The organism is Ruegeria sp. AI3 (assembly GCF_056541245.1).
On sequence record NZ_JBQFYA010000004.1, the window covers coordinates 1 to 26,042 of the forward strand.

General features: G+C 60.3%; 28 protein-coding genes. 16 read left to right on the plus strand and 12 right to left on the minus strand.

The features are described from left to right. Positions 1 to 149 precede the first annotated feature (149 nt). A complete protein-coding gene (locus ACRZ95_RS08075; RefSeq protein WP_170328851.1) occupies positions 150 to 494 on the plus strand; it encodes a YbaB/EbfC family nucleoid-associated protein in 345 nt (114 codons plus the stop codon). Positions 495 to 555: 61 nt separating this feature from the next. Continuing rightward, a complete protein-coding gene (recR, locus tag ACRZ95_RS08080; protein ID WP_170677928.1) occupies positions 556 to 1,149 on the plus strand; it encodes a recombination mediator RecR in 594 nt (197 codons plus the stop codon). Between the two features lie 70 nt (positions 1,150 to 1,219). On the opposite strand, the gene ACRZ95_RS08085 is transcribed toward recR, so the two are convergent. After that, positions 1,220 to 1,717 (minus strand): lactoylglutathione lyase family protein, encoded by a 498-nt coding sequence (locus ACRZ95_RS08085; RefSeq protein WP_170677930.1) that lies wholly within the window; start codon positions 1,715 to 1,717, stop codon positions 1,220 to 1,222. 197 nt (positions 1,718 to 1,914) lie between these two features. Here ACRZ95_RS08085 and ACRZ95_RS08090 point away from each other — a divergent pair, with 197 nt between their 5' ends. After that, positions 1,915 to 2,403, plus strand: coding sequence for a hypothetical protein (locus ACRZ95_RS08090; protein ID WP_170677932.1), 489 nt, complete (start codon positions 1,915 to 1,917; stop codon positions 2,401 to 2,403). Here ACRZ95_RS08090 and ACRZ95_RS08095 read toward each other — a convergent pair. Beyond that, positions 2,400 to 3,041, minus strand: coding sequence for a ribonuclease T2 (locus ACRZ95_RS08095; protein ID WP_170677934.1), 642 nt, complete (start codon positions 3,039 to 3,041; stop codon positions 2,400 to 2,402). The two genes, ACRZ95_RS08090 and ACRZ95_RS08095, sit on opposite strands and share 4 nt — an antisense overlap. Positions 3,042 to 3,171: 130 nt before the next feature. On the opposite strand from ACRZ95_RS08095, the gene ACRZ95_RS08100 reads away from it, so the two are divergent. Together ACRZ95_RS08100 and ACRZ95_RS08105 are read left to right on the plus strand one after the other, a co-directional pair. Next, a complete protein-coding gene (locus tag ACRZ95_RS08100; protein WP_170375456.1) occupies positions 3,172 to 3,936 on the plus strand; it encodes a DUF1013 domain-containing protein in 765 nt (254 codons plus the stop codon). A gap of 52 nt (positions 3,937 to 3,988) precedes the next feature. After that, a complete protein-coding gene (locus ACRZ95_RS08105; protein ID WP_170677936.1) occupies positions 3,989 to 4,378 on the plus strand; it encodes a hypothetical protein in 390 nt (129 codons plus the stop codon). A gap of 53 nt (positions 4,379 to 4,431) precedes the next feature. Here ACRZ95_RS08105 and ACRZ95_RS08110 read toward each other — a convergent pair whose 3' ends face one another. Both ACRZ95_RS08110 and ACRZ95_RS08115 read right to left on the minus strand, forming a co-directional pair. Further along, complete coding sequence (locus ACRZ95_RS08110; RefSeq protein WP_170677937.1) at positions 4,432 to 5,463, minus strand: permease; 1,032 nt, start codon at positions 5,461 to 5,463, stop codon at positions 4,432 to 4,434. Beyond that, positions 5,456 to 5,764, minus strand: a complete 309-nt coding sequence (locus ACRZ95_RS08115) for an ArsR/SmtB family transcription factor (RefSeq protein ID WP_170375462.1) — start codon at positions 5,762 to 5,764, stop codon at positions 5,456 to 5,458. The genes ACRZ95_RS08110 and ACRZ95_RS08115 overlap by 8 nt, the downstream gene beginning before the upstream one ends. Before the next feature lie 132 nt (positions 5,765 to 5,896). Between ACRZ95_RS08115 and pdxR the strand changes: the two genes are divergently transcribed. The 7 genes from pdxR (at position 5,897) to ACRZ95_RS08150 (ending at position 15,981) form a co-directional block, all read left to right on the plus strand. Further along, positions 5,897 to 7,357, plus strand: coding sequence for a MocR-like pyridoxine biosynthesis transcription factor PdxR (gene pdxR, locus ACRZ95_RS08120; RefSeq protein ID WP_170677939.1), 1,461 nt, complete (start codon positions 5,897 to 5,899; stop codon positions 7,355 to 7,357). Between the two features lie 128 nt (positions 7,358 to 7,485). Then, positions 7,486 to 9,264 (plus strand): sulfoacetaldehyde acetyltransferase, encoded by a 1,779-nt coding sequence (gene xsc, locus ACRZ95_RS08125; RefSeq protein WP_170642664.1) that lies wholly within the window; start codon positions 7,486 to 7,488, stop codon positions 9,262 to 9,264. 5 nt (positions 9,265 to 9,269) lie between these two features. Continuing rightward, positions 9,270 to 10,307 (plus strand): phosphate acetyltransferase, encoded by a 1,038-nt coding sequence (gene pta / locus ACRZ95_RS08130; RefSeq protein WP_170677941.1) that lies wholly within the window; start codon positions 9,270 to 9,272, stop codon positions 10,305 to 10,307. A 55-nt stretch (positions 10,308 to 10,362) separates the two neighbouring features. Further along, positions 10,363 to 11,394 carry a putative sulfate exporter family transporter gene (locus tag ACRZ95_RS08135; protein ID WP_170677943.1) on the plus strand — a complete coding sequence of 344 codons (1,032 nt, stop codon included), beginning with the start codon at positions 10,363 to 10,365 and terminating at the stop codon, positions 11,392 to 11,394. A gap of 27 nt (positions 11,395 to 11,421) precedes the next feature. Continuing rightward, positions 11,422 to 14,241, plus strand: coding sequence for a molybdopterin oxidoreductase family protein (locus tag ACRZ95_RS08140; RefSeq protein WP_170677945.1), 2,820 nt, complete (start codon positions 11,422 to 11,424; stop codon positions 14,239 to 14,241). Positions 14,242 to 14,344: 103 nt separating this feature from the next. Then, complete coding sequence (locus tag ACRZ95_RS08145; protein WP_170677947.1) at positions 14,345 to 15,094, plus strand: 4Fe-4S dicluster domain-containing protein; 750 nt, start codon at positions 14,345 to 14,347, stop codon at positions 15,092 to 15,094. After that, the gene (locus ACRZ95_RS08150) at positions 15,094 to 15,981 is read left to right on the plus strand and encodes a DmsC/YnfH family molybdoenzyme membrane anchor subunit (protein WP_170677949.1); all 888 of its coding nucleotides are present in this window, start codon (positions 15,094 to 15,096) and stop codon (positions 15,979 to 15,981) included. Before ACRZ95_RS08145 ends, ACRZ95_RS08150 begins: the two co-directional genes overlap by 1 nt. A gap of 71 nt (positions 15,982 to 16,052) precedes the next feature. On the opposite strand, the gene dapA is transcribed toward ACRZ95_RS08150, so the two are convergent. Further along, a complete protein-coding gene (gene dapA, locus ACRZ95_RS08155; RefSeq protein ID WP_170677951.1) occupies positions 16,053 to 16,925 on the minus strand; it encodes a 4-hydroxy-tetrahydrodipicolinate synthase in 873 nt (290 codons plus the stop codon). 134 nt (positions 16,926 to 17,059) lie between these two features. Here dapA and ACRZ95_RS08160 point away from each other — a divergent pair, with 134 nt between their 5' ends. Continuing rightward, positions 17,060 to 19,033 (plus strand): lytic transglycosylase domain-containing protein, encoded by a 1,974-nt coding sequence (locus tag ACRZ95_RS08160; protein ID WP_170677953.1) that lies wholly within the window; start codon positions 17,060 to 17,062, stop codon positions 19,031 to 19,033. Here ACRZ95_RS08160 and ACRZ95_RS08165 read toward each other — a convergent pair. Together ACRZ95_RS08165 and mnmC2 are read right to left on the minus strand one after the other, a co-directional pair. Then, complete coding sequence (locus ACRZ95_RS08165; protein WP_480540233.1) at positions 19,007 to 19,876, minus strand: DMT family transporter; 870 nt, start codon at positions 19,874 to 19,876, stop codon at positions 19,007 to 19,009. The two genes, ACRZ95_RS08160 and ACRZ95_RS08165, sit on opposite strands and share 27 nt — an antisense overlap. Then, entirely contained in the window at positions 19,873 to 20,538 is a 666-nt protein-coding gene (mnmC2, locus tag ACRZ95_RS08170; protein ID WP_170677955.1) for a tRNA (5-methylaminomethyl-2-thiouridine)(34)-methyltransferase MnmC2, read from the minus strand. Before mnmC2 ends, ACRZ95_RS08165 begins: the two co-directional genes overlap by 4 nt. Positions 20,539 to 20,593: 55 nt before the next feature. On the opposite strand from mnmC2, the gene ACRZ95_RS08175 reads away from it, so the two are divergent. Beyond that, positions 20,594 to 21,628, plus strand: a complete 1,035-nt coding sequence (locus ACRZ95_RS08175) for an NAD(P)/FAD-dependent oxidoreductase (RefSeq protein ID WP_170677957.1) — start codon at positions 20,594 to 20,596, stop codon at positions 21,626 to 21,628. Here the strand turns inward: ACRZ95_RS08175 and ACRZ95_RS08180 are convergent. The 4 genes from ACRZ95_RS08180 to ACRZ95_RS08195 form a co-directional block, all read right to left on the minus strand. Continuing rightward, the gene (locus tag ACRZ95_RS08180) at positions 21,620 to 22,414 is read right to left on the minus strand and encodes an FAS1-like dehydratase domain-containing protein (RefSeq protein ID WP_170677959.1); all 795 of its coding nucleotides are present in this window, start codon (positions 22,412 to 22,414) and stop codon (positions 21,620 to 21,622) included. The genes ACRZ95_RS08175 and ACRZ95_RS08180 overlap by 9 nt on opposite strands. Before the next feature lie 11 nt (positions 22,415 to 22,425). Continuing rightward, entirely contained in the window at positions 22,426 to 22,971 is a 546-nt protein-coding gene (locus ACRZ95_RS08185; protein WP_170677961.1) for an NAD(P)H-dependent oxidoreductase, read from the minus strand. Between the two features lie 124 nt (positions 22,972 to 23,095). Continuing rightward, positions 23,096 to 23,767, minus strand: coding sequence for a YiaD family glycine zipper/OmpA-like lipoprotein (locus ACRZ95_RS08190; protein WP_170471320.1), 672 nt, complete (start codon positions 23,765 to 23,767; stop codon positions 23,096 to 23,098). Positions 23,768 to 23,893: 126 nt separating this feature from the next. Then, positions 23,894 to 24,586, minus strand: coding sequence for a helix-turn-helix transcriptional regulator (locus tag ACRZ95_RS08195; protein ID WP_170375494.1), 693 nt, complete (start codon positions 24,584 to 24,586; stop codon positions 23,894 to 23,896). Between the two features lie 109 nt (positions 24,587 to 24,695). Here ACRZ95_RS08195 and ACRZ95_RS08200 point away from each other — a divergent pair, with 109 nt between their 5' ends. After that, a complete protein-coding gene (locus tag ACRZ95_RS08200) occupies positions 24,696 to 24,887 on the plus strand; it encodes a hypothetical protein (RefSeq protein WP_170471344.1) in 192 nt (63 codons plus the stop codon). Positions 24,888 to 24,889: 2 nt separating this feature from the next. Here ACRZ95_RS08200 and ACRZ95_RS08205 read toward each other — a convergent pair whose 3' ends face one another. Continuing rightward, a complete protein-coding gene (locus tag ACRZ95_RS08205; protein WP_170677963.1) occupies positions 24,890 to 25,537 on the minus strand; it encodes an RluA family pseudouridine synthase in 648 nt (215 codons plus the stop codon). Between the two features lie 94 nt (positions 25,538 to 25,631). Between ACRZ95_RS08205 and ACRZ95_RS08210 the strand changes: the two genes are divergently transcribed. Beyond that, positions 25,632 to 26,042, plus strand: a complete 411-nt coding sequence (locus ACRZ95_RS08210) for a nuclear transport factor 2 family protein (protein WP_170677965.1) — start codon at positions 25,632 to 25,634, stop codon at positions 26,040 to 26,042.

Sequence of the window (26,042 nt, forward strand, 5' to 3'; positions counted from 1 at the left end):
GCGCTCGGGCTTTGCCCGAGCGCTGCCGGGCCCAACGGGAGGAAAGGTCTTGCCCAAGACCTTGACGACGGGCGGGAGTGTGCTCTGCTCTTGTGTCACCACGGTGACCCCCGTATCTAGTCAAAAACCGGACCTACAGGAGAAGCAACATGCTCAAAGGACTAGGCGGCCTGGGCGATATGGCCAAGATGATGAAATCCGCGCAGGATCTTCAGACCAAGATGACCGAGATGCAGGAAGAGCTGAACAACCTTATGGTTGTCGGTGAATCCGGCGCAGGGTTGGTCAAGGCAACCGCAACCGCCAAGGGAGAGCTGAAGGGCCTGGATATCGACCCGTCGATCTTCAATGGCGACGACAAGGAAGTGGTCGAGGATCTGATCCTTGCGGCCATCAAGGACGCTCAGACCAAAGCCGCCGAGCGCTCGCAGGCCGAGATGGCCAAACTGACCGAAAGCATGGGCCTGCCCGCAGACATCAAGCTGCCGTTCTGATCTCCATCTTTTCAATAATACTACCGCCGGAGGCTCCCTCCGGCGCCAGACAGGACAGGCCGTGAGCTCCAACAGCGACATCGACAATCTGATTGACCTGATGGCCAAACTTCCCGGCCTCGGCCCTCGCTCGGCCCGCCGCGCGGTGCTGCACCTGATCCGCAAACGGTCCCTGCTGCTGACCCCCTTGTCCGACGTTATGCAGCAGGTCGCCATCACTGCCCGCGAGTGCCTGAATTGCGGCAATGTGGGCACCACCGACATTTGCGACATCTGCAACGATGAGGCCCGCGCGACCGGAGAGCTTTGCGTCGTCGAGGACGTCGCCGACCTCTGGGCGATGGAGCGTTCAGGCGTGTTCAAAGGCCGCTATCACGTGTTGGGCGGCACGCTCTCGGCGCTGGATGGCGTCGGCCCGGATGAGCTGCGCATCCCCCGCCTCAAAGACCGGGTGGTGGCCGAAGGCGTAACCGAGATCATTCTGGCCTTGAACGCCACTGTCGACGGCCAGACCACGGCGCACTACATTGCCGATCAGTTGGAGGGGCAGGTCCGCCTGACCTCACTAGCGCAAGGTGTGCCGATTGGGGGAGAGCTGGACTATCTGGATGACGGAACGATTACAGCAGCACTGAGAGCCCGAAAAGAGCTCTGAGTATAGCGATATGACAGCAACCGGAACGCTTTCACCCCTTCCGGTTGCACACGAGACTCTGCCTCGTTTTTCAGGAGTAAGCACCAGACGAGTACGTCAATTCGTAGGAATGGCTGTAGATCTCGAAGACAATACCAAAGGGGTCTTCGACGTAGACCATTCGGTAAGGTTTCTCTCCGGGATAATAGTATCGAATCGGCATACGTTGTTTGCCACCCGCTGCAACGATTTTTTCTACGAGGCCTTCGACATCCGGGTCTTGGACGCAAAAATGGAACGTCCCATTCTGGCGAAAATCGATATTGTTTTCCGGTACATAATTCCCGTCAAACTCGAAAAGCTCGAACCCGATGCGATCAGCAGTCGCGAGATGCGCGATACGTAGTTTTTTCCATTCCGGACCAAACACATCTGTGCACATGACACCAATATCCGTGTCATCCTCTACAACATCAGTCGGTGGCATGATCACGTAGAAACCAAGGACTTCGGAGTAGAACTTTACGGCCTCATCAACGTTTGGGACGGACAATCCGATGTGAGAGAATGTTCTTGGATGTTGCGGCATGGCTCGCTCCTTGTTTTATGGGGCGAAAACTATTGTGCCGCAGCCGAGTTTCAAGCGCCTACCTGGTAGGGCATAGCCGGGCTCCGCCATGCACACAGGTCTTCTTTCGTGGTGCCATCAGTCAAGAATGGCCTTTGCCTGCCGCACGCGGCGTGTACTATGGCTAAGACTTCATCCGTTTGATTTTAGGAACTGTTATGAAACGCCTTTTTGCCCTCACACTTGCCGCCTTTACAGCCACTGCGGCGATTTCTCAGCAACTGATCGATAAAGGCTTTGTCGACGGCTGGAACATCATGATGGACCCGGCGTTGGGCAATGGGTGTCTGATCCAGACGGTGTATCAGGACCTCTCGGTGGTGCGGATCGGTTACGACGCGCTAGGCAATCGCGGGTATTTCGCCGTCTACAACAAGGCCTGGGGCGAAATCGAACAGGGCAAATCTTATCCGATCCGATTTGCTCTGGACGGCAAAAGCTATGACGCCACCGCCATTGGCTTCAACGAGCGTGACGTCCCCGGCGCGACCGTCTTTTTCACTGACAGGAATTTCGTGACCGCGATTGCTCAGAACAAGACGATGACCGTTTACAACCCGGCGGGCGAGGTGGTGATGGCCATCGACCTCAAAGGCACCGCCAAAGCGCTGGAATACGCGCGAGACTGTCAGAACAAAAAGCTCTAACGAATCGGGTCGAAAAGGGCGTCTTTGGCCGAGCAGTCCCGGATGACATCGCGGCCGCAGGGCACAGGATCAAGGTCGCGGGACAGGCACAGGCGCACCTCTTCGATGTAACCCTGTTTGCAGGTGATGGTGATCATGTCGCGCTCGAGCTTAGGGTTGGCCTTTAGAAAGGCCTCTTCGACGATCGACGCGGGCAGTTTGACCGAGGTATCAAGCTGGCGGAACACCTCGGGCCGGGTCACGCGACCATACGCTAAGCGCGACAAATCCATATAGCCCCGCGCCGACAGGCCCGAACAGGTGCCGTGTTTCTTCCATTGATGCCATGCAAGGCCGGCACTGCCCTGAATATCCTCCATCGCGCGGGTCATCGCGCGCGACGGCGGGGCCTCGGGCGTGCGGCAATAGGAGGGCCAGCCCTGATGGAACTGCGGCCAGAGCCCGTGCAATATCCAACCGTGGTCATGCCGGGCGTCGCATTGATCTGATCCACGCGCATCCCCTTCGCGCGCGCACCAGTTCGGAGACCAGCTCAGCGCGAGGACGTAATAGTCGAACTCACCCGCTTTTTCGCCCTCGGCCAGCGCGGCGACTGCGCTTATGGCCCACAAAACCAGCGCTAAAAACCCTTGGCGCATTCGCCTCTTCCCTTCTTGCGTCGCGGCGACTATATACACCCCAAGTTCCCCGACAACGGAAACCTGCCCCAAAACCCCGGGGCCGCCGAATTCCGGCGACGGGACAGATGTATGTATAGGAGACGGGCTGATGGCAAAACCGCTTATGGCCAAGGCAACAGCCGTATGGCTGGTGGACAACACCACGATCAGCTTCAAGCAGATCGCGGATTTCGTAGGGATGCACGAGCTTGAAGTGCAGGGCATTGCCGATGGCGATGTGGCCGCTGGTGTCAAAGGGTTCGACCCGCTTGCCAACAACCAGTTGACGCAGGAAGAGATCGATGCAGCGCAGAACAACCCGCTGCACAAACTGAAGCTCAAGTTCAACCCGTCGGCAACGGGCGAGGAAAAGCGCCGTGGCCCGCGCTACACCCCACTGTCCAAGCGTCAGGACCGTCCGAACTCGATCCTGTGGCTGGTCAAGTTCCACCCCGAACTTAGCGACGGTCAGATCGCCAAGCTGGTTGGCACCACCAAGCCCACCATCCAGTCGATCCGCGAGCGTACGCACTGGAACATCGCCAACATGCAGCCCATCGACCCGGTTGCCCTTGGCCTGTGTAAACAGTCCGAGCTGGACGCCGTAGTGCAGAAGGCCGCTGCGAAGAAAGCCGCTGAAGGCGGCGTGATGAGCGATGACGAGCGCCGCAAGCTGGTCTCGACCGAGCAGTCGCTGGAAATGGACGCAGCACCGAAGATCCCGACCGCGATTGAAGGTCTGGAAACCTTCTCGCTGTCGGACGAGCCGGAAGCCGAGAAGGAAGACAGTGATCCGATCGTGGACGCCGACAGCTTCTTCAACCTGCCCAAAGGCGGTGGGGACGACGAAGAAGAAGACGATCTGCGCCCCTGATTTCTGACCCGTCCCAGTCTAAACTGGCCGGGGCGTTTTCTTGGGACCTCTCATGCTCAGCATTCTATCTGCCATCTTTGGCCCACACCGCGCCGTAACGATCTATGCCTTCCTTAAAACCTGGGGGTTGGGTCTGGCTGCTGCTGTGGTTATGGCGGTCATTGTCGGCGGCCTGTTCCTGCTGGGGGATGACGGAGAGCATGAGCATCATTCCTTCATAACAGTCCCGGTTCTGTCAGCTACGGCGATCAATGGGGATCTAAAGAACGGGGTCATCGCTTCGGTTCGTCTGCCCGATGGGACGGCCACGTCGATCACCTCGACCGAGGCGCCGGTTTCCCAATCGGTGGGCACCAGCGCCTGCGTGGAAAAACGCGTCTACGTGGACAGCGGAGAGGCACGATACCGGTTCAAACTGCCTCGGTTCTGCGAGGCTGGGTGATCCCTAGCGGACCAGGGAAAAACGCCCGGGCAATACGCCGGGCGTTTTCTTTTTCAGAGCATCTGGAACAGGATCCCGGCGACAATCGCGCCCCCAACCCCAAGGGTCAGATAGGTTGCAAAGACGCGCGGTTTCACCAATGACCAGACCGCAGCCATGGCCGGGATTGAGCTGACCGCCCCGGCCACCATGAAGGACATGGCCGCGCCCGCCGTCATGCCTTGCTCCATCAGTCCCGCCAGAAGCGGCGGCGCGACATAGGAGTTCAGATAGGCGGGCATTCCGACCAGCGCGGCAACGACGATGGGCAGGACACCTTCTCCGCCGACGACGCGCGCGATCAGATCTGCAGGCACATAGCTGACCAGAAGCGCCTCAAGCACATAGGCCAGAGCAAGCCATTTCAGCAGGAAGAGACCGTTATGCACGAACTCTGACCGGAAACGCTGACGGCGTTCGGGTTCCTGCCAGAATGTCCAGACGGGTTTGTCATCCAGCTTGGGGCCGCACCCACAGCATCCGGCGGGTTTGTATTCGCGCAGGGGCTGTGCGAAGGCTCCGTTGCGCATCAGAAGGCGCACGGCGAACCCGCCGAACAGACCCAAGGCAACCGCCGCAACGGCCTTGCCGATGGCAAAGGGCCACCCCAATGCGCCTGCGGTGATCAGCAATGTCGGCGGGTCGATCAGTGGCGAGCTGAGCCAGAAGGCCATCACGGCCGAGAGCGGCGCGCCCAGTGCCAGAAGCCCGGCGATGAACGGGATCACCTCGCAGGAACAAAACGGCGCAAGCCCTCCGAACAGGGCGGCCAGAAAAATCATCCGGGTTTCTCGCCCCTCAAAGGCGCGCGCTACCATGACTTCCGCCCCGGTGGCCTTGAGATAGGACAGCAGGAGAACGGCGAACAGGATGTACTGGCCCGTATGCGCCAGCGCCTTGGCGGCAAAGGTTACGACCTCAGCCCAGTTGCCCGGATCGAAAACTGCGACCAACGCCAGTATCGCGACGATCAAAGCCCAAGGCGTTTTGATCACATCCAGCGCGAGTTTGGCCGAGGCTTTTGGGTTTTGTGATAGTTCAGCCATCGTTTGCGGCCTTTCCGACTTCGTCTGCGCAGCATTCGCTTAGAATAAACTGCGCCAGGTTTCGCAACTCGTTGAAACAGGCGCGATTGATCGTCGTGCGCCCGATCTTTTCCTGTTCAACCACACCACCTGCAGCCAGAAACCGAAGGTGATGCGCAAGGGTGGAGGGGGCGATGCCGGTACGTGTCTGGATCTCACCCACGGTCAGACCGGCCTGCCCGGCCCTCACAAGTGTTTTCAGAACCTTCAACCGGGCCTCGGACCCCATGGCCGAAAATCCTGCTGCAGCGGTTTCCCACATCTGAATTCTCCATTAAACTAGATTTCTAGTTATTTAGGCGATTCGAATTTCCTCGTCAAGCCGCATCACAAATTCACTCCGAGGCATGTAAGTCCAGATTGCCACCGCCTTAAGTCCAATCTATAAGCGCTCATGGCTATCTCGGTTGACACTTTTTTTCTTGAGCTGAACGGACAGGGGACTCTGCAGGCGCAAATCCAGCAGATGATCGCCGAAGGCATTCTGTCGGGTCGGTTCCACATTGGGGAAAAGCTACCGTCGTCCCGCAAGCTGGCAACCCATCTGGGCGTCAGTCGGATTACGGTGACACTGGCCTATACCGAACTTCTGGCCAATGACTACCTGACCGCCAAAGGGCGTTCGGGCTACTATGTATCCGAAAACGCGCCGGTCCCGCCGAAATACACGCCCGTCCCGCGCAGCGAAGAGACGGTCGACTGGGACAACGCGCTGGCCCGGCGGTTCTCGGGCGGCAATGTGCTGACCAAACCTCAGGACTGGCGCAACTACAAATACCCGTTCATCTACGGGCAGGCCGACAGGACACTGTTTGACCACGCGAACTGGCGACTTTGCGCGGTTCGGGCGCTGGGACACAAGGATTTCGAGTCCCTTACGACTGACTACGCTGATCAGGACGATCCTCTGCTGGTCGAGTTTATTGCCCGCCACACCCTGCCACGCCGAGGCATCACCGCCCGCCCCGAAGAGATCCTGATCACGCTGGGCGCGCAGAACGCGTTGTGGCTGGCCTCGCGCATTCTTTTGAAAAGAGGGCGCACCGCGGCAATCGAAGACCCCTGCTACTACGCTCTGCGTGAGCTGCTAAGCCATTCGGATTGCACCATGGCCCCAATCCGCGTTGATGGCGACGGGCTGCCGCCCGGGGCTTTGCCAGACTACACCGATGTTATCTTTACCACCCCCAGCCACCAAAGCCCCACAACGGCCACCATGCCCGTCAGCCGCAGAACCGCCCTCTTGGAACGCGCGTCCGCGCTGAACGCCATGATTGTTGAGGACGACTACGAGTTCGAGATGGCCTATCTGGGCGCGCCTTCACCCGCGCTCAAGTCGATGGATCGCGACGGGCGAGTAATCTATGTGGGCAGCTTCTCTAAATCGCTATTTCCGGGGTTGCGTCTGGGCTACATGGTCGGGTCCGAGACCTTCATCCGCGAAGCCCGCGCGCTGCGGTCGCTCGTGTTGCGGCATCCTCCGGGGCATGTTCAGCGCACGGCGGCCTATTTCCTGTCACTCGGGCACTACGACGCTCAGATCAGGCGCATGTCTAACGCCCTGGCCCAACGGCGCGAGGCGTTGGACGAAGCCGTTCAGACCCATGCGCTGCAGGTCGCGGGGCGCGGCGTGCTCGGCGGGTCCTCCATATGGATGCAGGCCCCCGCGCATGTGGACACCGCGCAACTGGCCGCCACATTGCAGGCGCAAGGGGTGCATATCGAACCCGGCGCGCCCTTCTTTTCAGGGCCGAAGCCGCCTCGGAATTTCTACCGTCTTGGGTATTCCTCAATTGCGCCTGACCGTATCGAGGCCGGGGTGAAGCTGATCGCGGATGCGATCCGGGCCAGTTAACCCTCGGCTGGACGTATTCCGCCGCCTCATCTGGCCCTAACGCCATCCGCACCCATACGCCAAAACCGTATCAAAGGCCGGGCTGAACCCCCCGGCCAATTCACGCATTCAGTTTTGGAGAGCCACCGATGAAAATGACCACGGAAGAAGCCTTTGTTAAGGTTCTGCAGATGCACGGGATCGAGCATGCCTTTGGCATCATCGGTTCTGCCATGATGCCGATCTCGGATATTTTCGGGAAAGCTGGCATCACCTTCTGGGATTGCGCGCATGAAGGCTCTGGCGGCATGATGGCCGACGGCTACACCCGCGCCACCGGCAAAATGTCGATGATGATTGCGCAGAACGGCCCCGGCATCACCAACTTTGTTACCGCCGTCAAAACCGCCTACTGGAACCACACCCCGCTGCTGCTGGTCACTCCTCAGGCCGCGAACAAGACCATGGGCCAGGGCGGTTTCCAGGAAATGGAACAGATGCGGATGTTCGCAGACTGCGTCTGCTATCAGGAGGAAGTGCGCGACCCGTCGCGTATGGCGGAAGTTCTTAGCCGCGTGATCACCAAAGCCAAGCGCGCCTCAGCCCCGGCACAAATCAACGTGCCCCGTGACTTCTTCACTCAGGTCGTCGATATCGAACTGCCTGCCGTGGTCGAATTCGAACTGCCTTCGGGCGGCGCCTCTGCCGTGACCGAAGCCGCCGCTCTGCTGTCCGATGCCAAGAACCCGGTCATTCTGAACGGTGCTGGCACGGTGCTGTCAGCAGGTGGCATCGAAGCGTCAAAAGAACTGGCCGAGCGTCTGGACGCCCCAGTGTGCGTTGGCTACCAGCACAACGACGCTTTCCCCGGCTCGCACCCGCTGTTTGCCGGCCCTCTGGGTTACAACGGCTCGAAGGCTGCGATGGAGCTGATCAAGGAAGCGGACGTTGTTCTGTGCCTTGGCACCCGTCTGAACCCGTTCTCGACCCTGCCCGGATACGGTATGGAATACTGGCCGACCGAAGCAAAAATCATTCAGGTCGACATCAACCCAGACCGCATCGGCCTGACCAAGAAAGTCTCCGTTGGTATCGTTGGCGACGCAGCCACCGTTGCAACCAGCATCCTGGCACAGCTTTCGGGCACTGCGGGCGATGAAGGCCGCGATGCGCGTAAGGCGAAAATCGCTGAAACCAAGTCGCGTTGGGCGCAGGAACTGACCTCTATGGACCACGAGCAGGACGACCCGGGCACCACCTGGAACGAACGCGCCCGTGCAGCCAAGCCGGACTGGATGAGCCCGCGCATGGCGTGGCGTGCGATTCAGTCCGCACTGCCGAAAGAGGCGATCATCTCGTCCGACATCGGCAACAACTGCGCCATCGGCAACGCTTACCCCTCATTTGAAGAAGGTCGAAAATATCTGGCCCCTGGCCTGTTCGGCCCCTGTGGATATGGTCTGCCGTCGGTGATCGGCGCCAAGATCGGCTGCCCGGATGTGCCCGTTGTTGGTTTCTCGGGCGACGGTGCCTTTGGCATCGCCGTAACCGAGCTGACGGCGATCGGACGTGAGGAATGGCCCGCCGTGACCCAGATCGTCTTCCGCAACTACCAGTGGGGTGCGGAAAAGCGGAACTCGACCCTTTGGTTCGACGACAACTTCGTCGGCACCGAGTTGGATACCAAGGTCTCTTACGCCGGTATCGCAGAGGCCTGTGGCCTGAAAGGCGTTGTCGCACGTACGCAGGACGAACTGACAGCGGCTCTGAACCAGGCCATCGAAGACCAGAAGAACGGTATCACCACCTTGATCGAAGCCATGATCAATCAAGAACTGGGTGAGCCGTTCCGCCGCGACGCGATGAAAAAGCCGGTTGCGGTTGCGGGTATCGAAGCAGCAGACATGAAGCCGCAAGTCGAGGCCTGATCGCGGTGAAGCCCCTACATCAAATTCTCGGGGCTGCGACCAGTTCCAAAAAGATCATCGCCCTTGCTGAGGGCGATGATCCACGTGTTGTAGAAGGTGCGTTGAAAGCACGTGCCGAAGATGCAGCCGATATTATCCTTGTCGGCGATCAGACCAAAGTTGCCTCTTTGCTGGCTGAAAAAGGCGGAACCGATGTAGCCGGGATAGACATTCACGATCCGGCAACTTCGCCCCACTTGGATCGCTTTGCCGATGCCTATTTCGAACTGCGCAAACACAAAGGCGTAACGCCTGAGACTGCGAAGTCGCTGGTCCAAAACCGTCTGAACTACGCCGCCATGTTGGTCCATCTCGGGCTGGCTGACGGCACGGTCGGCGGTGCTGTGGAAACCACTTCGGACACTGTTCGTGCCGCTTTGCAGATCATCGGCAAAGCACCTGACGCCCATATGGTGTCTAGTTTCTTTCTGATGATCTATGACCGCGACCATCACACAGTTCAGGGCGCCCATATTTTCGCCGACTGCGGATTGGTCGTTGATCCGAACGAACGCGAGTTGGCTGAGATCGCTCAGGCCTCTGCTGCGTCTTATCTTACACTCACCGGAAAAGAGCCTCGTGTTGCGATGCTGTCTTTCTCGACGAGCGGCAGTGCCAGCCATCCGAAAGTGTCCAAGGTGGTTGAGGCTACACAAATTGCCAAAACCGCTAAGCCGGACCTGATCATCGACGGAGAGTTGCAGTTCGACGCGGCCTATGTGCCAGAGGTCGCCAGTAAAAAGGCCAAGAATTCGCCACTGGAAGGGAAAGCAAACGTGTTTGTCTTCCCCAACCTCGATGCGGGCAACCTAGGGTATAAGATCGCCCAACGCATTGGCGGGGCCGAGGCCATTGGGCCCGTTCTACAAGGCTTGGCCAAACCCGCAAACGACCTCTCGCGCGGCTGTTCTTCGGACGATGTGCTGCACATGATCGCCGTGACCGCCGTGCAGGCACAACAAGTGGGTTCATCGCAAGAGCCAGCTCATCCAGCTACTGCATAACCTCTGCGGCTTTGCCGCTTAACTATAAACGTGTTCAAGAAAGATCAACGAACCGATGCTGGGTAAGACTGAACTCAAAAGCTCCTTCGGCGCGGATGTCGCCCAGACGGCTCGAACATTGTTCCCCGGGGTTATGGTGGCAATCACTGTTGCTGTAACGGCAAAATTCCTGTCGGAGCATTACGCGACCCCAGCCATGCTGATGGCCTTGCTGCTTGGCATCGCGCTCAGTTTTCTGGGCGAAGACGGAAAAACCGTCCCCGGCATTGGTTTTGCAGCCAGATCCCTGCTGCGCCTTGGCGTGGCGCTTTTGGGTGTGCGTATCTCGATGACGCTGATGATGGGATTGGGTTGGGACCTGATCGCCCTTGTGGTTGGCGGCGTATTGGCCACCATTGGATTCGGCCTTTTGATCGCACGGTTCTTTGGTCACAAATGGCGCTTTGCATTCCTGACGGCGGGCTCTGTCGCCATCTGCGGCGCGTCTGCGGCAATGGCGATCAGCGCCATCCTGCCCAAGGACGAACGATCCGAAGAACGCCTGATTTTTACCGTTCTGGGCGTCACCGTCCTGTCGACCATCGCCATGATCGCCTATCCGATTCTGGTGCGCACGCTGGGCATGGATGACGTGGCAGGCGGCGTATTTCTGGGTGGCACGATCCACGACGTGGCACAGGTTGTCGGCGCGGGGTTCTCAATCTCGGAACAAACCGGCGACACCGCCACGCTGGTCAAACTGTTCCGCGTGGCGATGCTGGCCCCGGTGGTTCTGGTCGCCTCGCTGATCATCCGCAGCGTCACCGACATGGACGAAGCAGGCAAGCGCCCTCCGATCCTGCCCGGCTTTGTGATCGGGTTTCTGGTGCTGGCTGCGGCCAGCTCATTCGGCCTGATCCCGCCCTTCCTGTCCGAGTTGCTGAGCCAGACCTCCCGCTGGTTGCTTCTGATCGCGATCGCGGCGGTTGGAATGAAGACGAACCTGAAACAAATCCTATCGGTCGGAGGCGCAGCCATCGCCCTGATCGTCGTGGAAACTCTTTTTATTGCAGGAATTATCCTCGCCGGACTAACATTCCTAACCTGACCCGCCGCCCCGACATAAGGACGCCAGATGACAATCCAGCAACCGAAGATCGACACCAGCCCGAAAGTCTCGGACGAGATCCGGCGCACCACCTGCTATATGTGCGCCTGTCGCTGCGGCATTAATGTTCACATGAAGGACGGAAAGGTTGCCTATATCGAAGGCAACCGCGACCATCCAGTCAACAAAGGCGTGCTTTGCGCCAAGGGCAGCGCCGGCATCATGCAGGTCAACGCGCCCTCGCGTCTACGCAAGCCTCTGCGGCGCGTCGGTCCACGCGGCTCGGGCGAGTTCCGCGAGATAGAATGGGACGAGGCGATCAGCACCGCCGTCGGTTGGCTGAACGAGCTGCACGAGACTGCCCCGCACAAGCTGGCCTTCTTCACCGGCCGCGACCAGAGTCAGAGCTTCACAAGCTTCTGGGCACAGAATTTCGGTACGCCCAATTATGCAGCCCATGGCGGGTTCTGCTCGGTCAACATGGCAGCGGGCGGCATCTACACAATGGGCGGCGCGTTTTGGGAGTTCGGCCAGCCCGATTGGGACCACACCAAGCTGTTCATGCTGTTCGGCGTGGCGGAAGACCACGACAGTAACCCGATCAAGATGGGCATCGGCAAGATCAAGGCGCGTGGCGCGCGGGTGATCGGGGTGAACCCGATCCGCTCGGGCTACAACGCGGTGGCTGACGATTGGGTCGGGATCACGCCGGGCACCGATGGGCTTTTCATCCTGTCGCTGATCCATGTGCTGATGAAGGCTGGCAAGATCGACCTCGACTACCTTGCCCGCTACACCAACGCGCCGGTTCTGGTGAATGCTTCTGACGGCCCGGAGAAGGGCCTGTTCCTGCGCGATGCAGACGGAAAGCCTTTGGTGATCGACCGTGTGACCGGTGAGCCGACCGCCTTTGACAAACCCGGCGTGCGCCCGGATCTGTCCGCCACCTACGACAAAGATGGCGTAACTCACCGACCGGTCTTCCATCAGATGGCCGAGAAATACCTCTCGGACGATCACGCCCCCGAACAGGTGGCCGAGCGCTGTGGTATTCCGGCCCAGAAAATCCGCGCCATCGCCGCCGAAATCGCCCGCGTCGCCTTTGATGAGGCCATCGAGCTTGACCAGGAATGGACCGATTTCCGCGGCGAAAAGCACTCCAAAATGACAGGCCGCCCGGTCAGCTTCCACGCCATGCGCGGAATCTCGGCCCATGCCAACGGCTTCCAGACCTGTCGCGCGCTGCATGTGCTGCAGATCCTGCTGGGTACGGTCGAGGTTCCCGGCGGCTTTCGCTTCAAACCGCCCTACCCCAAACCCGTCGAGGCGCACCCGACGCCACACGGAGACCGCCGCCCGGGCCGCCCGCTGGAAGGCCCTCACCTTGGCTTCCCGCGCGGCCCCGAGGACCTGCTGCTAGACGAAGACGGCACCGCTCAGCGTATCGACAAAGCCTTTACGTGGGAAAACCCGATGTCAGCCCACGGGCTGATGCATATGGTGATCTCGAACGCCGCCGCAGGCGATCCCTACAAGATCGACACGTTGTTCATGTATATGGCGAATATGTCTTGGAACTCCTCCATGAACACTAAAGGTGTGATGGAGATGCTGTCGGCCAAGACCGAAGATGGCAAATACGTCATCCCGCATATCATCTACTCGGATGCCTATTCCTCGGAAATGGTCGCCTACGCCGACCTGATCCTACCAGATACGACCTATCTGGAACGGCACGACTGTATCTCGCTGCTGGATCGCCCGATCTGCGAGGCCGACGCCGCCGCCGATGCCATCCGCTGGCCAGTTGTCGAACCCGACCGCGACGTGCGCGGGTTCCAGTCGGTTCTGATCCAACTCGCCAACCGCATGAGCCTGCCTGGCTTTACCAACGAAGACGGCACACCCAAGTGGAAGGACTATGCCGACTATATCGTCAATCACCAGCGCAAGCCGGGCATCGGCCCTCTGGCCGGGTTCCGGGGCGAGGACGGCTCCAAGGAAGGCCGCGGAGAGGTCAACCCGGACCAACTGAACCGCTATATCGACAACGGAGGCTTCTACGTCGCGCATATCCCCGAAGGCGCGGATTATTACAAACCTTGGAACGCCGCCTATCAGGATTGGGCCGTTGGAATGGGTCTTTATGACAGCCCGCAGCCCTACCTGTTTCAGCTGTACTCTGAGCCGATGCGCAAATTCCAACTGGCTGCCGAAGGGCACGGACCGAACCAGCCCCCCGACCACTTGCGACAACGCATCAAGGATGCCATGGACCCACTGCCCATTTGGTACGAGACCGACCAGCAAGGCAACGAGGGCTTCACCGTCAACGCTCTTACTCAGCGCCCCATGGCGATGTATCACAGCTGGGGCACCCAAAACGCGTGGCTAAGGCAACTGCACGGGCGCAACCCGCTCTACGTCCCCACCAAGCTGATGCGCGAACACGGGCTGCAAGACGGCGACTGGGCCAAGGTTACCTCTCCTCACGGCGAGATCACCGTACTCGTGATGGAAATGGCCGCGCTGAATGAAAACACCGTCTGGACATGGAACGCCATCGGCAAACGCAAAGGCGCATGGGCTTTGCAGGAAGACGCGCCTGAGGCGACCAAGGGTTTCCTGCTCAACCACCTGATCCACGAATTGCTACCGCCTAAGGGCGACGGTATGCGATGGGCCAACTCGGACCCGATCACCGGCCAGGCCGCATGGTTCGACCTGAAAGTCAGGATCGAAAAGGCCGCCCCTCCGGCGGATACCGAAAGCCAACCCGAATTCGCCCCGATCAATTCTCCCGTCGGCACCGGCCCGAAGGATATTGCGTGGAAGGTAGGCAAATGATCCAATCTTCATCTGGCCAAAAATATCTCGGGGGTGAATTGAGCCGAAGGCTCAAGAGGGGGCTGGCCCCCTGCCCCGCCCACCAAAGCCGAGGTTCCCTGACATGACGCAACTCCCCCAATCTACCGAACGCAAAATGGGCCTCGTCATCGACCTCGACACCTGTGTCGGGTGCCACGCCTGCGTGATTTCCTGCAAAGGCTGGAACACCGAAAACTACGGCGCACCCTTGTCTGATCAGGATGCCTATGGCGGCAACCCTTCGGGCACATTCCTGAACCGTGTGCACTCCTACGAGGTCACACCGACCGAGGGCCCCGCCCAACTGATCCACTTCCCCAAATCCTGCCTGCATTGCGAAGACGCTCCCTGCGTCACGGTCTGCCCAACCGGGGCCAGCTACAAACGGGTCGAGGATGGGATCGTTTTGGTCAACGAAAGCGACTGCATCGGTTGCGGCCTCTGCGCCTGGTCCTGCCCTTATGGCGCGCGGGAAATGGACATGGCCGAGGGCGTGATGAAGAAATGCACTCTTTGCGTCGATCGCATCTACAACGAAAACCTGCCCGAAGTAGATCGTGTTCCGTCCTGCGTCCGCACCTGCCCGGCCGGTGCCCGCCATTTCGGGGACCTCGGCGATCCAGACAGCGATGTCAGCAAGCTGGTCGCTGAACGGGACGGCATGGACCTGATGCCCGAAATGGGCACCAAGCCCGTCAACAAATACCTGCCGCCCCGCCCCAAGGATCAGATCGAGGACCAGATCGACATTCTGGCCCCACTGCTGGCCCCCGTCGCGGAAGAGCCCAAAGGGTTCCTCGGCTGGCTCGACAAAACTCTGGAGAAGCTCTGATGCATCCGGCCCCTTCCGTTATCATCTTCACCACACTGTCCGGCCTCGGCTTTGGACTGCTGTTCTTCCTGGGCCTTGGCATGCCCGAGGTTACAGGCTGGGTCGCCTTTGTATTTTTCCTGATTGCCTACGGGCTGGCTGTTGGCGGGTTGCTTGCATCGACCTTCCACCTCGGTCACCCAGAACGGGCGTGGAAAGCGTTCACGCAATGGCGCTCTAGCTGGCTCAGCCGCGAGGGCTGGTGCGCGGTGATCGCACTGGTCCTAATGGGCCTATTCGCAATCGGTTCAGTTTTCATGGGCGAACGCTGGAGCCTTTTGGGTTGGCTCGGCGCGTTGTTCTCGCTGGCCACGGTGTTCACCACATCAATGATCTACACCCAACTCAAGACGATCCCCCGTTGGAACATGAAACTGACACCGGCCATGTTCCTCAGCTTCAGCCTGGCCGGTGGGGCCTTGATGGCCGGGCAGACCTCGGTCGCTCTACCCTTGCTGTTGATCGCTGCTCTGGTGCAGATTCTGTACTGGCGTCAGGGGGGCAAGGCGCTTGCCAGTTCGGGGACTGACCTTGGGACAGCAACAGGGTTGGGTCAGCGCGGGTCGGTGCGGGCGTTTGAGCCTCCGCATACCGGGACCAACTACTTGCTACGCGAGTTCGTCCACGTGGTTGGCCGCAAACATGCCGAGAAGCTGCGGATCATCTCGTTTCTGTTGGCTTTTGTTCTGCCCGTCGTCTTCATCGCGATCCCATTGGAAGGGTTCGCACTAAAACACCTTCTTGCGCTGCTGGCCGTGGTTTCGCACTTGGCTGGGGTTGCCGCGTCACGCTGGCTGTTCTTCGCGCAGGCGGAGCATGTTGTCGGGCTCTACTACGGCAAGCGGTGAGAACCTTTGCAACACACAAAAAAGGGCGGCGCTCGATATTCGAGGCCGCCCTTTTCATTAGAAAGTCTAATTTAGATCAGACCTGCATGCGCCATCGCGGCTTCGATCGCAGTCTTGGTGCTGTCTTCCAGTTCGGTCAAAGGCGAACGAACTTCGGTGCTGCACAGGCCCAGTTTGCTCAGCGCGTATTTCGCGCCGACCAGGCCGGGCTCGATGAAGATGGCTTCGTGCAGAGGCATCAGGCGGTCCTGATAGTCCAGAGCCTTGGCATAGTCGCCCGCCAGCGTGGCCTGTTGGAACTCAGCGCAAAGTTTCGGAGCCACGTTGGCCGTGACCGAGATACAGCCTACCCCGCCATGCGCGTTGAAGCCCAGCGCGGTGGCGTCTTCGCCCGACAGCTGACAGAAGTCGGCGCCACAGCTTGCGCGCTGCTGGCTGACGCGCGCCAGATCGCCCGTCGCGTCTTTGACACCGACAATCCGTGGCAGTTTTGCCAGTTCACCCATGGTCGCGGGGGTCATGTCGATGACCGAACGGCCCGGGATGTTGTAGATGATGATCGGAATCTCGGCGCAATCGTGCAGGGCGCGGAAATGGGCCAACAGACCTTTCTGGGTCGGCTTGTTATAATATGGTGTGACCACCAGTGCCGCATTGGCCCCGACATTCTTGGCAAACTGGACGAATCGAACTGCCTCGACCGTGTTGTTCGAACCTGCGCCCGCAATCACCGGCACCCGACCTGCGGCAGCTTTGACCACTTCGGCTACGACGGTTTCGTGCTCTTCGTGGCTTAGTGTCGGGCTTTCGCCAGTGGTGCCTACGGGAACCAGACCAGTTGAGCCTTCCATTATCTGCCACTCTACCAAGTGTTTGAGCGTATCCAGGTCCAACTCGCCGTTGCTGAACGGGGTGACGAGGGCTGGCATTGAGCCTTTGAACATGGGTCGCGCTCCTTGAAGTGCGGTTGCAGTATTTGCGCCATCCTCGCTCACGTTTTTGGCTTTGTGAGTTGATACTGGCGGCGCAAGGTTTATCCTGAATGGCTCTATCCTCGGTTGGTTGGGAAATGCAAGGGATGACACGCGTTCTGGCCTTTTTGGCAACAGTGATTCTGTGTTTTGGGATGCAGGCAAGCGTCGCGCGGGCCGATGCTGCCGGTGATCTGCGCGCCGGGCTGGCCGAAATGCGCAAAGGTGACTGGAACGAAGCGCTAGCGGTTTCTGGCGCACGCGGCTCGGTTACGCGTGACATCATCGTGTGGCACTGGCTGCGAGAGGGCTTTGGTAGCTCAGGCGATGTTCTCGTGTTTCTGGAACGTCGCCCCGACTGGCCCGGACTGGCCTGGTTGCGCCGCAAGAGCGAGCCGGCCTTTACCGGGGCCGATCCGGATCGGGTGGTGAACTTCTATGCCGACCAGCCGCCGCAAACGGCCGAAGGCGCGCTGAACTATGCCGTTGCCCTGAAAGCCAAGGGCCGGATTGGGGACGCCGAGGCCGATATCGTAACGGCCTGGCGCACCATGCCCATGGGCTCGGGCTTGCAGAAGGATTATCTTGAGAATTTCGGCAAGTTGCTAAAACCGCACCACACTGCCCGACTGGATCGGATGCTGTGGGACAATCATCTGGTCAGCGCCGGGCGTATGCTGCCTCTGGTCAGCGCCGATCAGCGCAAGCTGGCGGAAGCCCGAATTGCCCTGCAAAAACGCGAACCGGGCGTGGACGGCAAGATTTCCGCCGTACCCAAGGCTCTGGCAGGGTCTCCGGGACTGGCTTTTGATCGCTTTGTCTGGCGCGACAAGAAAGAGTTGGACGACAGCGCCATTGATCTGATGTTGGCGCGCTCAACTGGCCCAGACGCCCTGGGTGAGCCCGACAAATGGGCCGAGGGGCGACGCCGACTGGCCCGGCTTGAGATGCGGCAGGGCAGTGCGGCCCGTGCCTATGAAGTCGCCGCCAACCACCACATGACGCCCGAGATGGGCTATGGATACGCCGATCTGGAATGGCTGGCCGGGTTTTTGGCTTTGCGCAAACTGAACGACCCCGCGACGGCGGTTCGGCATTTCCAGAACTTCGAAGGCGCAGTGAAGTCTCCGATATCACGTGGCCGCGCTGGCTATTGGCTGGGTCGCGCCTACGCGGCACAAGGGGATGCTGAGAAAGCCTATGACGCTTATGCAATGGGTGCAGATTATCAGACGTCTTTCTACGGCATTCTGGCAGCCGAGCAGATCGGGCGACCGTTTGACAGCACCCTCGCCAACCCGCCCCGCGCCGCGCATTGGCGGCAAGCCGAATTTGCGAACTCCAGCGTGTTGGAGGCCGGTCTGCTACTGCTCAAGGCAGGGGAGGATAACCTCTCTGAACGGTTTTTGACCCATTTGGTCGAAAGCCTCGATACAGCGCAAGCCAATCAACTGGGCGATCTGGTCATCGAGTTGAAAGAGCCACATCTGGCCGTGATGATCGCCAAACGCGCCGCGACCACAGGAACGGTTCTGCCCGCAGCCTATTACCCCGTGCATCCGGTCGCAGATATCGGCCTGCCGATGGCCAAAGAGATGACCTTGGCCATTGCTCGGCGTGAAAGCGAATTTGATCCGGTGGTGATCAGCGGCGCAGGCGCGCGCGGCTTGATGCAAGTGATGCCAGCGACGGCCAAACTGGTCGCGCAGGAGCTGGGGATCCTCAGCGGGCATCAGACCGGGCGGCTGACCACGGACTGGGAATACAATGCCAAGCTGGGGGCCAACTACCTGTCCAGCCTTGCGTCGGATTTCAACGGCAATGTGGTCATGATGGCTGCCGGGTACAACGCCGGACCCCGGCGGCCGATCTCATGGATGGAGCGCTATGGCGACCCCCGCGCCGGTGAGGTGGATGTGGTCGACTGGATCGAGACCATCCCCTTCAGCGAAACGCGCAACTATGTGATGCGCGTGACCGAAAGCCTGCCGGTCTACCGCGCTCGATTGGGCAAACCCGCCCTGCCCGTGCCCTTCTCACAGGAGCTGACCGGGTCAACCCTTGCGGCGTTCGCGCCATAGGGTGAACAGCCCCGCAGCAACAACCAGCCCTGCGCCGACAACAACTTCGGGGCGCAGGACCTCGTTGAAGATTGCGATGCCAAGGATCGCCACCCAGACCAGATGGAGGTAGGCAAAGGGCTGCACCGCACTGGCCTCGGCCGCCTCATAGCACTTGATCAGTAGCCAATGGCCAAAGGCACCGCTGACACAGAGCGTTGCCATCCAGGCCCAATCTGCCTTTGCCATCGGCTCCCAGAACCACATGCCGACCAGCGTCATGGCAACGGCTCCGCTGACGCCGGTCCAGAAAAAGCTGGTGGCGGCGCTGTCTCGACGCGCGGCATAGCGGGTGAGCAGCGAATAAACCGCAAACAGAAAGGCCGAGATCAGCGGAATGATCGCCCACGGGTTAAACACGCCGACCCCCGGTTGCAGGATGATTAGCACGCCGACGCAGCCGACCCCGATCGCCGTCCAGCGTCGCCAACCCACGCTTTCACCCAGAACCGGGCCGCTGAGGGCCGCGACCAAAAGGGGGTAGCAAATAAAGACCGCCATACTGTTTATCAGACCCAGCTTGGTGAAGCCGAAAACGGCGACACAGATCTCAGTCACCAGCAGAACACCACGAAAGATCTGGAGTTTCGGCTGATCGGTGCGCGCCGCAGCCTTCAAGCCACCCGGAGCGCGCGCCGCCAATGCGATGACAAAAGCCGCGAAGAACCAATAGCGGACCATCACCACCATATAGGTGTTATACGTCCCCGCCAGATGGCGCGAGATCCCGTCCTGCAAGGCGAAAACCACTGTCGAGGCGACCATCAGCGCGATCCCGGCCGAGATATTGTTCTGCTGCGTCACGCCTTTACCGCCCGTGTCATATGCCGTTTGCGACCGTATCCGGGCGCGCGGGTGACTGCGAAACCGGCCTCTTCCAACCCGCGACGGACAAAACCTGCTGCGGTGTAGGTGGCCGCGGTGCCGCCCGGTGTCGTGTGATCGGATACCTGCTGCATCAGATCCGCGCCCCAGAGTTCGGGGTTTTTGGCGGGCGAGAAGCCGTCCAGAAACCACGCATCGGCCTTGCCGATCCAGCCCGGCAGCGCTTGGCGAGCGTCGCCCTCGATCACCTCAAGGTGCAGCGTGTCGAACTGACAGGATCCGCCGCGCCATTGCGACAGGAAGCGGTCGGTCCAAGGTTGCAATTCGGGGAAAGCGGCCAAGGCGCGCGCCATATCCTCGGGGGCCATGGGGAAGGCCTCAAAACTGGTGAATCGCAGCGGGGTGGTCTGGCCCGCGGCCTCCCACGTGGACCAGACAGTCAGCAGGTTGAGGCCGGTGCCAAAGCCCAGTTCGGCAATATGAAACCCCGGAGCAAAGCGTGCGGGCAGATCGTTACCCGACAGAAAGACATGCCGCGTCTCCTCCAACCCGTTCTGCAACGAGAAATAGGGGTCATCGAACTGGTCCGAAACCGGAATCCGGTCCTCTCTCCATGTCAATTCGGCGTGCTGGTCTGCCATCGGGGAATCCTGTAGCTAAGCGGCGCGACACTGAACAAGGAAGAGGGGTTTGGCAATGGTCGATGTGACGGTACGCGGCGCGGGCATTTTTGGCCTGTCCATCGCCTGGACCTGCGCCCGGCGCGGCGCAAAGGTGCAGGTTGTCGATCCCTTTGGCCCCGGCGCGGGCTCCAGCGGAGGGTTGGTCGGCGCCCTGGCCCCGCATGTGCCCGAGAACTGGAATGCCAAGAAAGCTTTTCAGTTCGATAGCCTGATCATGGCCGAACCCTTTTGGGCGCAGGTCGAAGCGACCGGAGGGGTCTCAGCCGGTTATGGGCGTCTGGGACGTCTGCAACCGATCATGGATGAGCGCAGCCTGCAGCTGGCGCACCAACGGCATGCCACCGCGCAAGAGCTCTGGCAAGGCCAGGCCGAGTGGCAGGTGCTATCCACGACGGAGGCAGGCCAATGGTGCCCGCCCAGCCCGACCGGCTATGTCATCCACGACACCCTGACCGCGCGGATGCACCCGCGCAGGGCCTGTGCCGCGCTGGTTGCGGCGCTCTCGGTCATGGGGGTTGAGGTGGTCGCTGAGGCCCCCGACAAGGGCCACGTTCTACATGCAACAGGTGTCGCCGGATTGCAGGAGCTCAGCCAGAGCTTCGGGAAAACTGTTGGCAATGGCATCAAGGGACAGGCGGCCCTGCTGCGCTTTGATGCGGGCGAAGTGCCGCAGCTTTTCGCAGATGCGATCCATATCGTTCCGCATGGAGACGGAACGCTCGCCATCGGCTCGACCTCTGAGCGAGACTATGATGATCCGACCAGCACTGACGACGCGCTTAACAATTTGATCGACCGCGCCACCCGCGCCGTTCCCGTGCTGCACGGAGCCGAGGTGATCGAGCGTTGGGCCGGCGTTCGCCCCCGCAGCAAAAGCCGCGCTCCGATGCTGGGTACACACCCGCTGCACGACGGTCAGTTCATCGCCAATGGCGGCTTCAAGATCGGCTTCGGCATGGCCCCGAAAGTGGCCGAGGTGATGGCGGACCTCATGCTGGACGGTCGCGATGTAATCCCCGACGATTTTCGGCCCGAAGCATCACTCTGACCGCGCTTCTGCCTGCATGCACTGCCGCCCATCGGGGCCTCGAACCCACAGGTCCGGCCCGTTGCGGCAGAGTGTGGCCGTCTCAAAGTGCAAAAGCGGCGCGGTTGCCCGGAACGAAAAGCGCGTCAGCGGGCCGATCATCTCCTCCGCAAACAACATAAGCAACTGCGCCAATAGCGGCCCGTGTACGACCAGCCCGCCATACCCTTCGACATCGCGCGCATAGTCCAGATCGTAGTGGATCCGGTGGCCATTGAAGGTAAGTGCGGAGTATCGGAACAACAGGGTGCTGTCGAAGCGCACCTCGCGGCGCTCAGTTTCGTCACGTCGCGCCATGGGCGGCGTTGGCTTCACCTCGTCCAGAGCGGGATCTTCACGATAGACCAGATCCTGCCATTCGGTGACGCAGAGCGCACCATCCTGCCAGATCTCATGCTTGAGCGTGACAAACCCCAACGGCCCAGTGCGCCCGGTTTTTCGGCTCTGCTTCTCGAGAACGGAATGCCGCTGTGCCTCTGCGCCTGCCCGCAAGGGGGTATGGAAGTGCAACCGCCCCCCGGCCCACATCCGGCGCGGCAGGCCCATGTCCGGGATCAGATCAATCCCGACCCGAGGGTGCCCATCGCGCCCCAAATCAGACGGCGCGCGCGGGGACCAGAAATAAAGCTGATGAAAGAACGGCGGCAACGCAGAACCGTCAGAGATCGTAGGCTCTAACCCCAGCGCAACCTGCAAGGCCGCTGCCCGGGCCGGGTCCATCACATCGCTTTGCCGATCCTCACGCATACCGTACCCGCCTAAAGACGCCCGACCTCAGCCCGTAGTTTTTGCATCAACGCATGTATGGTCTTTTCATAGCGCTCACTTGTCAGCCGTCCCACGTCGTCAAACGCGTTGGAGCTGTCGGCCAGATGGACCTCGGGGCCTTGCAGAATGCGCGGTTGGAACGGCACCAAATAGGCGCGAAGGACCATCTGGGCGCGCTCCCCTCCGGCCCGGCCCGCTGCGGCTGACATTACTGCAACCGGCTTGTCGGCCCAAGGTTTGCCCGACGTGCGGCTGACCCAGTCCAGCGCGTTTTTCAGCACGCCCGACGGCCCCTTGTTGTATTCCGGTGTGGATATAATCACCGCATCCGCTTGCGCGATCTGGTCGGCCAGCGTTTGCACGGCGGCTGGGATACCCTCACCCTCTTCCAGATCCCCATCATAGAGGGGCAGGTTCAGATCCGCTTCGACAAAGCTGGCAGGATCAAAAAGGCGAGCCGCCTCTCGCAGTAGTTTACGGTTTGTTGCTGACTGACGCAGGGAACCGGACAGGCCAAGAAGGGTCGGTTGGGACATTGCGGGAAACTCCGTTTCAGTGTTTCCCAATAGGTAGACCGAGACGCGCCCGATCCAAACCCCATTTCTTGCACAGATCGTGCGCAAAGGGGCAGCCCGAAGGCCGCCCGAAATGCACATAGGATTACGAGTTTGCGCTGGGTACGATCACGATCTCGACCCGGCGGTTCTGCGATTTGCCTTCCGGCGTTAGGTTTGAGGCAACCGGGTTATCTTCACCGCGCCCGATGGTGACGATCCGGCTGTAGTTCACACCGTTCGCCTGAAGGACGTCTGCAACCGCATTGGCGCGACGCTCGGACAGGCCTTGGTTGTACGAGGCCTCGCCGTCACTGTCGGTGTGACCGATGATTTGCACGTTGGAGTTCGGATAATTCACGAGGTTCTGACCAACCCGCACCAGATCGGCGCGCAAGGCCGGGCGGACCGTCGCACTGTCAGTGTCGAAGGTGATGTCATTGGGAACGGTCACAATCAGCCGGTCGCCCGAGTTGACAATGGTGATCCCGTCATTGGCCAGCTGCTGACGCAACTCTGCCGCCTGTTTATCAAGTTGGTTGCCGATCAGGCCTCCACCAGCCGCACCGATCGCACCGCCTGCTACCGCGCCCAAAAGAGGGTTCGAGTTGTTCGCGATTGCGCCGACACCAGCACCAACCAAACCACCCAAAACCGCGCCCTGCTTGGCATTCTGATTCGGATCGGAGGGCAGGTTCAACGTGCCCGGATCGGTACAGGCCGCCAGAGTCATGGCCGAGCATAGCCCGGTTGCCAGAAAAAACTTGGAAATCGTCATGGTATCACCTTCTGCTCGGGCACCCGTTGATCGGGTTTGCCTTGTTGCAGATCAGTATATCACGGCAGCGTTGCGCGGGCTCAAGCAACAAAGCGGTGAAGTCGGCGAATCCCCGCCCATACTTGTTCAGACGGTCTGCGCGGCCGGATCTTTGCCCTCCTGCTCGTTCCACAAATCCCGGAGCGAACTGCCTTGGCCACGGAAACTTTGGCCCGTGTCTTCACAGGCCCAGATACGGTCGGTCCGGAAATGCCGGAACCCGCCCCGCAGCTCGCACCACCCGGCCAGCATCGTGCATTCGATGTGGTAGATCAGAGCCACAGGCCGAATGACTCGCTCAGAGCGTTCGCCCGCACCGTTGACATAGGTGATGCGCAGTTTCTGCTCGGCCCGTATCGCTTCGCGGTAACTGGCCACAGGGATGCATCCTTTCGCGGGATCATCAACCGGCGCACCCCAGGTCGAGACCTGCAGCCAATCGGCAGGACAATGGAGCGCGTCGATCTTGTCACAGATGCGCCGCGCTGCCCGTTGCAGATGACTGTCACCGGTGCGCGCCAGCATCGATAGCCCGACCCACAGCGCCTCAACCTCTTCGGCGTCGAAATTCAACGGTGGCAGATCATAGCCGCGCCGCATCAGATAGCCAACGCCTGCCTCGCCCTCGATCGGCGTGCGCTGCGCCTGTAGCTCGGCGATATCACGGTAGACCGTGCGCGTGGAGACCTCGAGCTTTTCGGCCAGTTGATCGGCCGTCACGGGCGCATCTGCGGCCCTGAGCATCTGGATGATTTCGAACAACCGGGTCGAGCGGCTCATGTCGGGGTCTCCTGTCAAACTGCTGACAACCTAGCACATCCCCCTGACAAGGGGGTGTCAGGAGTGGTGCGCGAGATTGGGTCAGATTTCAAAAACCCGGAGGCCCAATATGCCCAGTCTAGACAACCATGTTCTGATGCACCTGAAACTTGAACGTTGGTCGCAGGATCACACCCTTCGCGCCTATGAGATCGAGCGTGAACTAGCCGCAGATCGACACCGCGCACAACCCGCGCGCCGCAAACGTTCGCGGCGGTTTTCCCTCGGGAACCTGAAACTGTTGTGGACCAACGTGGCCTGAACCTAGAAATCCGCCTTGGCACGAAACTTCATCGCCACGCCCCCTTCGGGGCTTTTCAGGCGCAGCTCTTCAGAATGCAGCATAAGGCGCGGGAAATCGCGCGCTGCGCCTTCGGCGTAAAACGGGTCACCCAGAATCGGGTGGCCCAAGGCCAGCATGTGAACGCGCAACTGATGCGAGCGGCCGGTTTTCGGAAACAGACGTACGCGCGTCGTATCACCTTCGTATTTGACAACACGCCAGTCAGTGACGGCTTGCTTGCCTGTATCATGACACACCATCTGACGCGGTCGGTTCGGCCAGTCGACGATGAGCGGCAGATCAACCGTGCCCGTCTTGGCCTCCAGCCGCCCCCAAACGCGCGCTATGTAGGTTTTACGGGTTTGGCGCTGCTCGAACTGCATGCTCAGGTTGCGTTGCGCGTGGGGTGTCTGCGCAAACACCATCACGCCCGAGGTATCCCTATCCAACCGATGCACCAACAGGGCCTGAGGGAACACCGCCTGCACGCGGGTCAGCAGGCAATCCGCCAAATGCGCACCTCGCCCCGGCACCGACAACAAGCCCGAGGGCTTGTTCACCACAATGAGTTGCGCATCTTCATGCAGCACATCCAGCGGTGTCTGGGGGGGATCGTAGGTCTCATTCATGCCCGCGTGCCTATCCCACAGCGCCACTTCCCGCAACGTCGTCCTTGCGCGCGGCACGCGTATCGTGAACCGTTGAGGCAAAAGGGGAGAGGTCATGCATCCAACAATCGAACGCATGCAAGAGGTTGTCGCCAAAGGGGACGAAGACCTCATTCACGCGCTTTTGGCCGAGGACGTCCGCTTCATGCCGCCCACCTACTACAGCACATGGACCGGCCGCGCGCCGGTCGCGGCCGTGTTGGGCCATGTGGGCAAGGTATTTGCCGACTTCCGCTATCGACGGATCATGGGCAGTGGCAATGACTGGGCGCTGGAGTTTCAATGCAAGGTCGGAGATCTGGATGCGGTTGGCGTGGACCTGATCACACTGAACGACGACGGATTGATCCAGCAATTTGAAGTCGTCATGCGCCCTCACAAGACCATCGGCGCCCTGCGTGAGGCGATGATGGCCCGTGTGATGACCGACCCGCGGTTTCTGGAATTCAAATCCGCCCTAAGCTGA

Coding starts and splice junctions, on each gene's coding strand:
- ACRZ95_RS08075 (WP_170328851.1), top strand. CDS start 150: ATGCTCAAAGGACTAGGCGGCCTGGGCGATATGGCCAAGATGATGAAA.
- ACRZ95_RS08085 (WP_170677930.1), bottom strand. CDS start 1,717: ATGCCGCAACATCCAAGAACATTCTCTCACATCGGATTGTCCGTCCCA.
- ACRZ95_RS08090 (WP_170677932.1), top strand. CDS start 1,915: ATGAAACGCCTTTTTGCCCTCACACTTGCCGCCTTTACAGCCACTGCG.
- ACRZ95_RS08095 (WP_170677934.1), bottom strand. CDS start 3,041: ATGCGCCAAGGGTTTTTAGCGCTGGTTTTGTGGGCCATAAGCGCAGTC.
- ACRZ95_RS08100 (WP_170375456.1), top strand. CDS start 3,172: ATGGCAAAACCGCTTATGGCCAAGGCAACAGCCGTATGGCTGGTGGAC.
- ACRZ95_RS08105 (WP_170677936.1), top strand. CDS start 3,989: ATGCTCAGCATTCTATCTGCCATCTTTGGCCCACACCGCGCCGTAACG.
- ACRZ95_RS08110 (WP_170677937.1), bottom strand. CDS start 5,463: ATGGCTGAACTATCACAAAACCCAAAAGCCTCGGCCAAACTCGCGCTG.
- ACRZ95_RS08115 (WP_170375462.1), bottom strand. CDS start 5,764: ATGTGGGAAACCGCTGCAGCAGGATTTTCGGCCATGGGGTCCGAGGCC.
- pdxR (WP_170677939.1), top strand. CDS start 5,897: ATGGCTATCTCGGTTGACACTTTTTTTCTTGAGCTGAACGGACAGGGG.
- xsc (WP_170642664.1), top strand. CDS start 7,486: ATGAAAATGACCACGGAAGAAGCCTTTGTTAAGGTTCTGCAGATGCAC.
- ACRZ95_RS08135 (WP_170677943.1), top strand. CDS start 10,363: ATGCTGGGTAAGACTGAACTCAAAAGCTCCTTCGGCGCGGATGTCGCC.
- ACRZ95_RS08140 (WP_170677945.1), top strand. CDS start 11,422: ATGACAATCCAGCAACCGAAGATCGACACCAGCCCGAAAGTCTCGGAC.
- ACRZ95_RS08145 (WP_170677947.1), top strand. CDS start 14,345: ATGACGCAACTCCCCCAATCTACCGAACGCAAAATGGGCCTCGTCATC.
- ACRZ95_RS08150 (WP_170677949.1), top strand. CDS start 15,094: ATGCATCCGGCCCCTTCCGTTATCATCTTCACCACACTGTCCGGCCTC.
- dapA (WP_170677951.1), bottom strand. CDS start 16,925: ATGTTCAAAGGCTCAATGCCAGCCCTCGTCACCCCGTTCAGCAACGGC.
- ACRZ95_RS08160 (WP_170677953.1), top strand. CDS start 17,060: ATGACACGCGTTCTGGCCTTTTTGGCAACAGTGATTCTGTGTTTTGGG.
- mnmC2 (WP_170677955.1), bottom strand. CDS start 20,538: ATGGCAGACCAGCACGCCGAATTGACATGGAGAGAGGACCGGATTCCG.
- ACRZ95_RS08175 (WP_170677957.1), top strand. CDS start 20,594: ATGGTCGATGTGACGGTACGCGGCGCGGGCATTTTTGGCCTGTCCATC.
- ACRZ95_RS08180 (WP_170677959.1), bottom strand. CDS start 22,414: ATGCGTGAGGATCGGCAAAGCGATGTGATGGACCCGGCCCGGGCAGCG.
- ACRZ95_RS08185 (WP_170677961.1), bottom strand. CDS start 22,971: ATGTCCCAACCGACCCTTCTTGGCCTGTCCGGTTCCCTGCGTCAGTCA.
- ACRZ95_RS08190 (WP_170471320.1), bottom strand. CDS start 23,767: ATGACGATTTCCAAGTTTTTTCTGGCAACCGGGCTATGCTCGGCCATG.
- ACRZ95_RS08195 (WP_170375494.1), bottom strand. CDS start 24,586: ATGAGCCGCTCGACCCGGTTGTTCGAAATCATCCAGATGCTCAGGGCC.
- ACRZ95_RS08200 (WP_170471344.1), top strand. CDS start 24,696: ATGCCCAGTCTAGACAACCATGTTCTGATGCACCTGAAACTTGAACGT.
- ACRZ95_RS08205 (WP_170677963.1), bottom strand. CDS start 25,537: ATGAATGAGACCTACGATCCCCCCCAGACACCGCTGGATGTGCTGCAT.
- ACRZ95_RS08210 (WP_170677965.1), top strand. CDS start 25,632: ATGCATCCAACAATCGAACGCATGCAAGAGGTTGTCGCCAAAGGGGAC.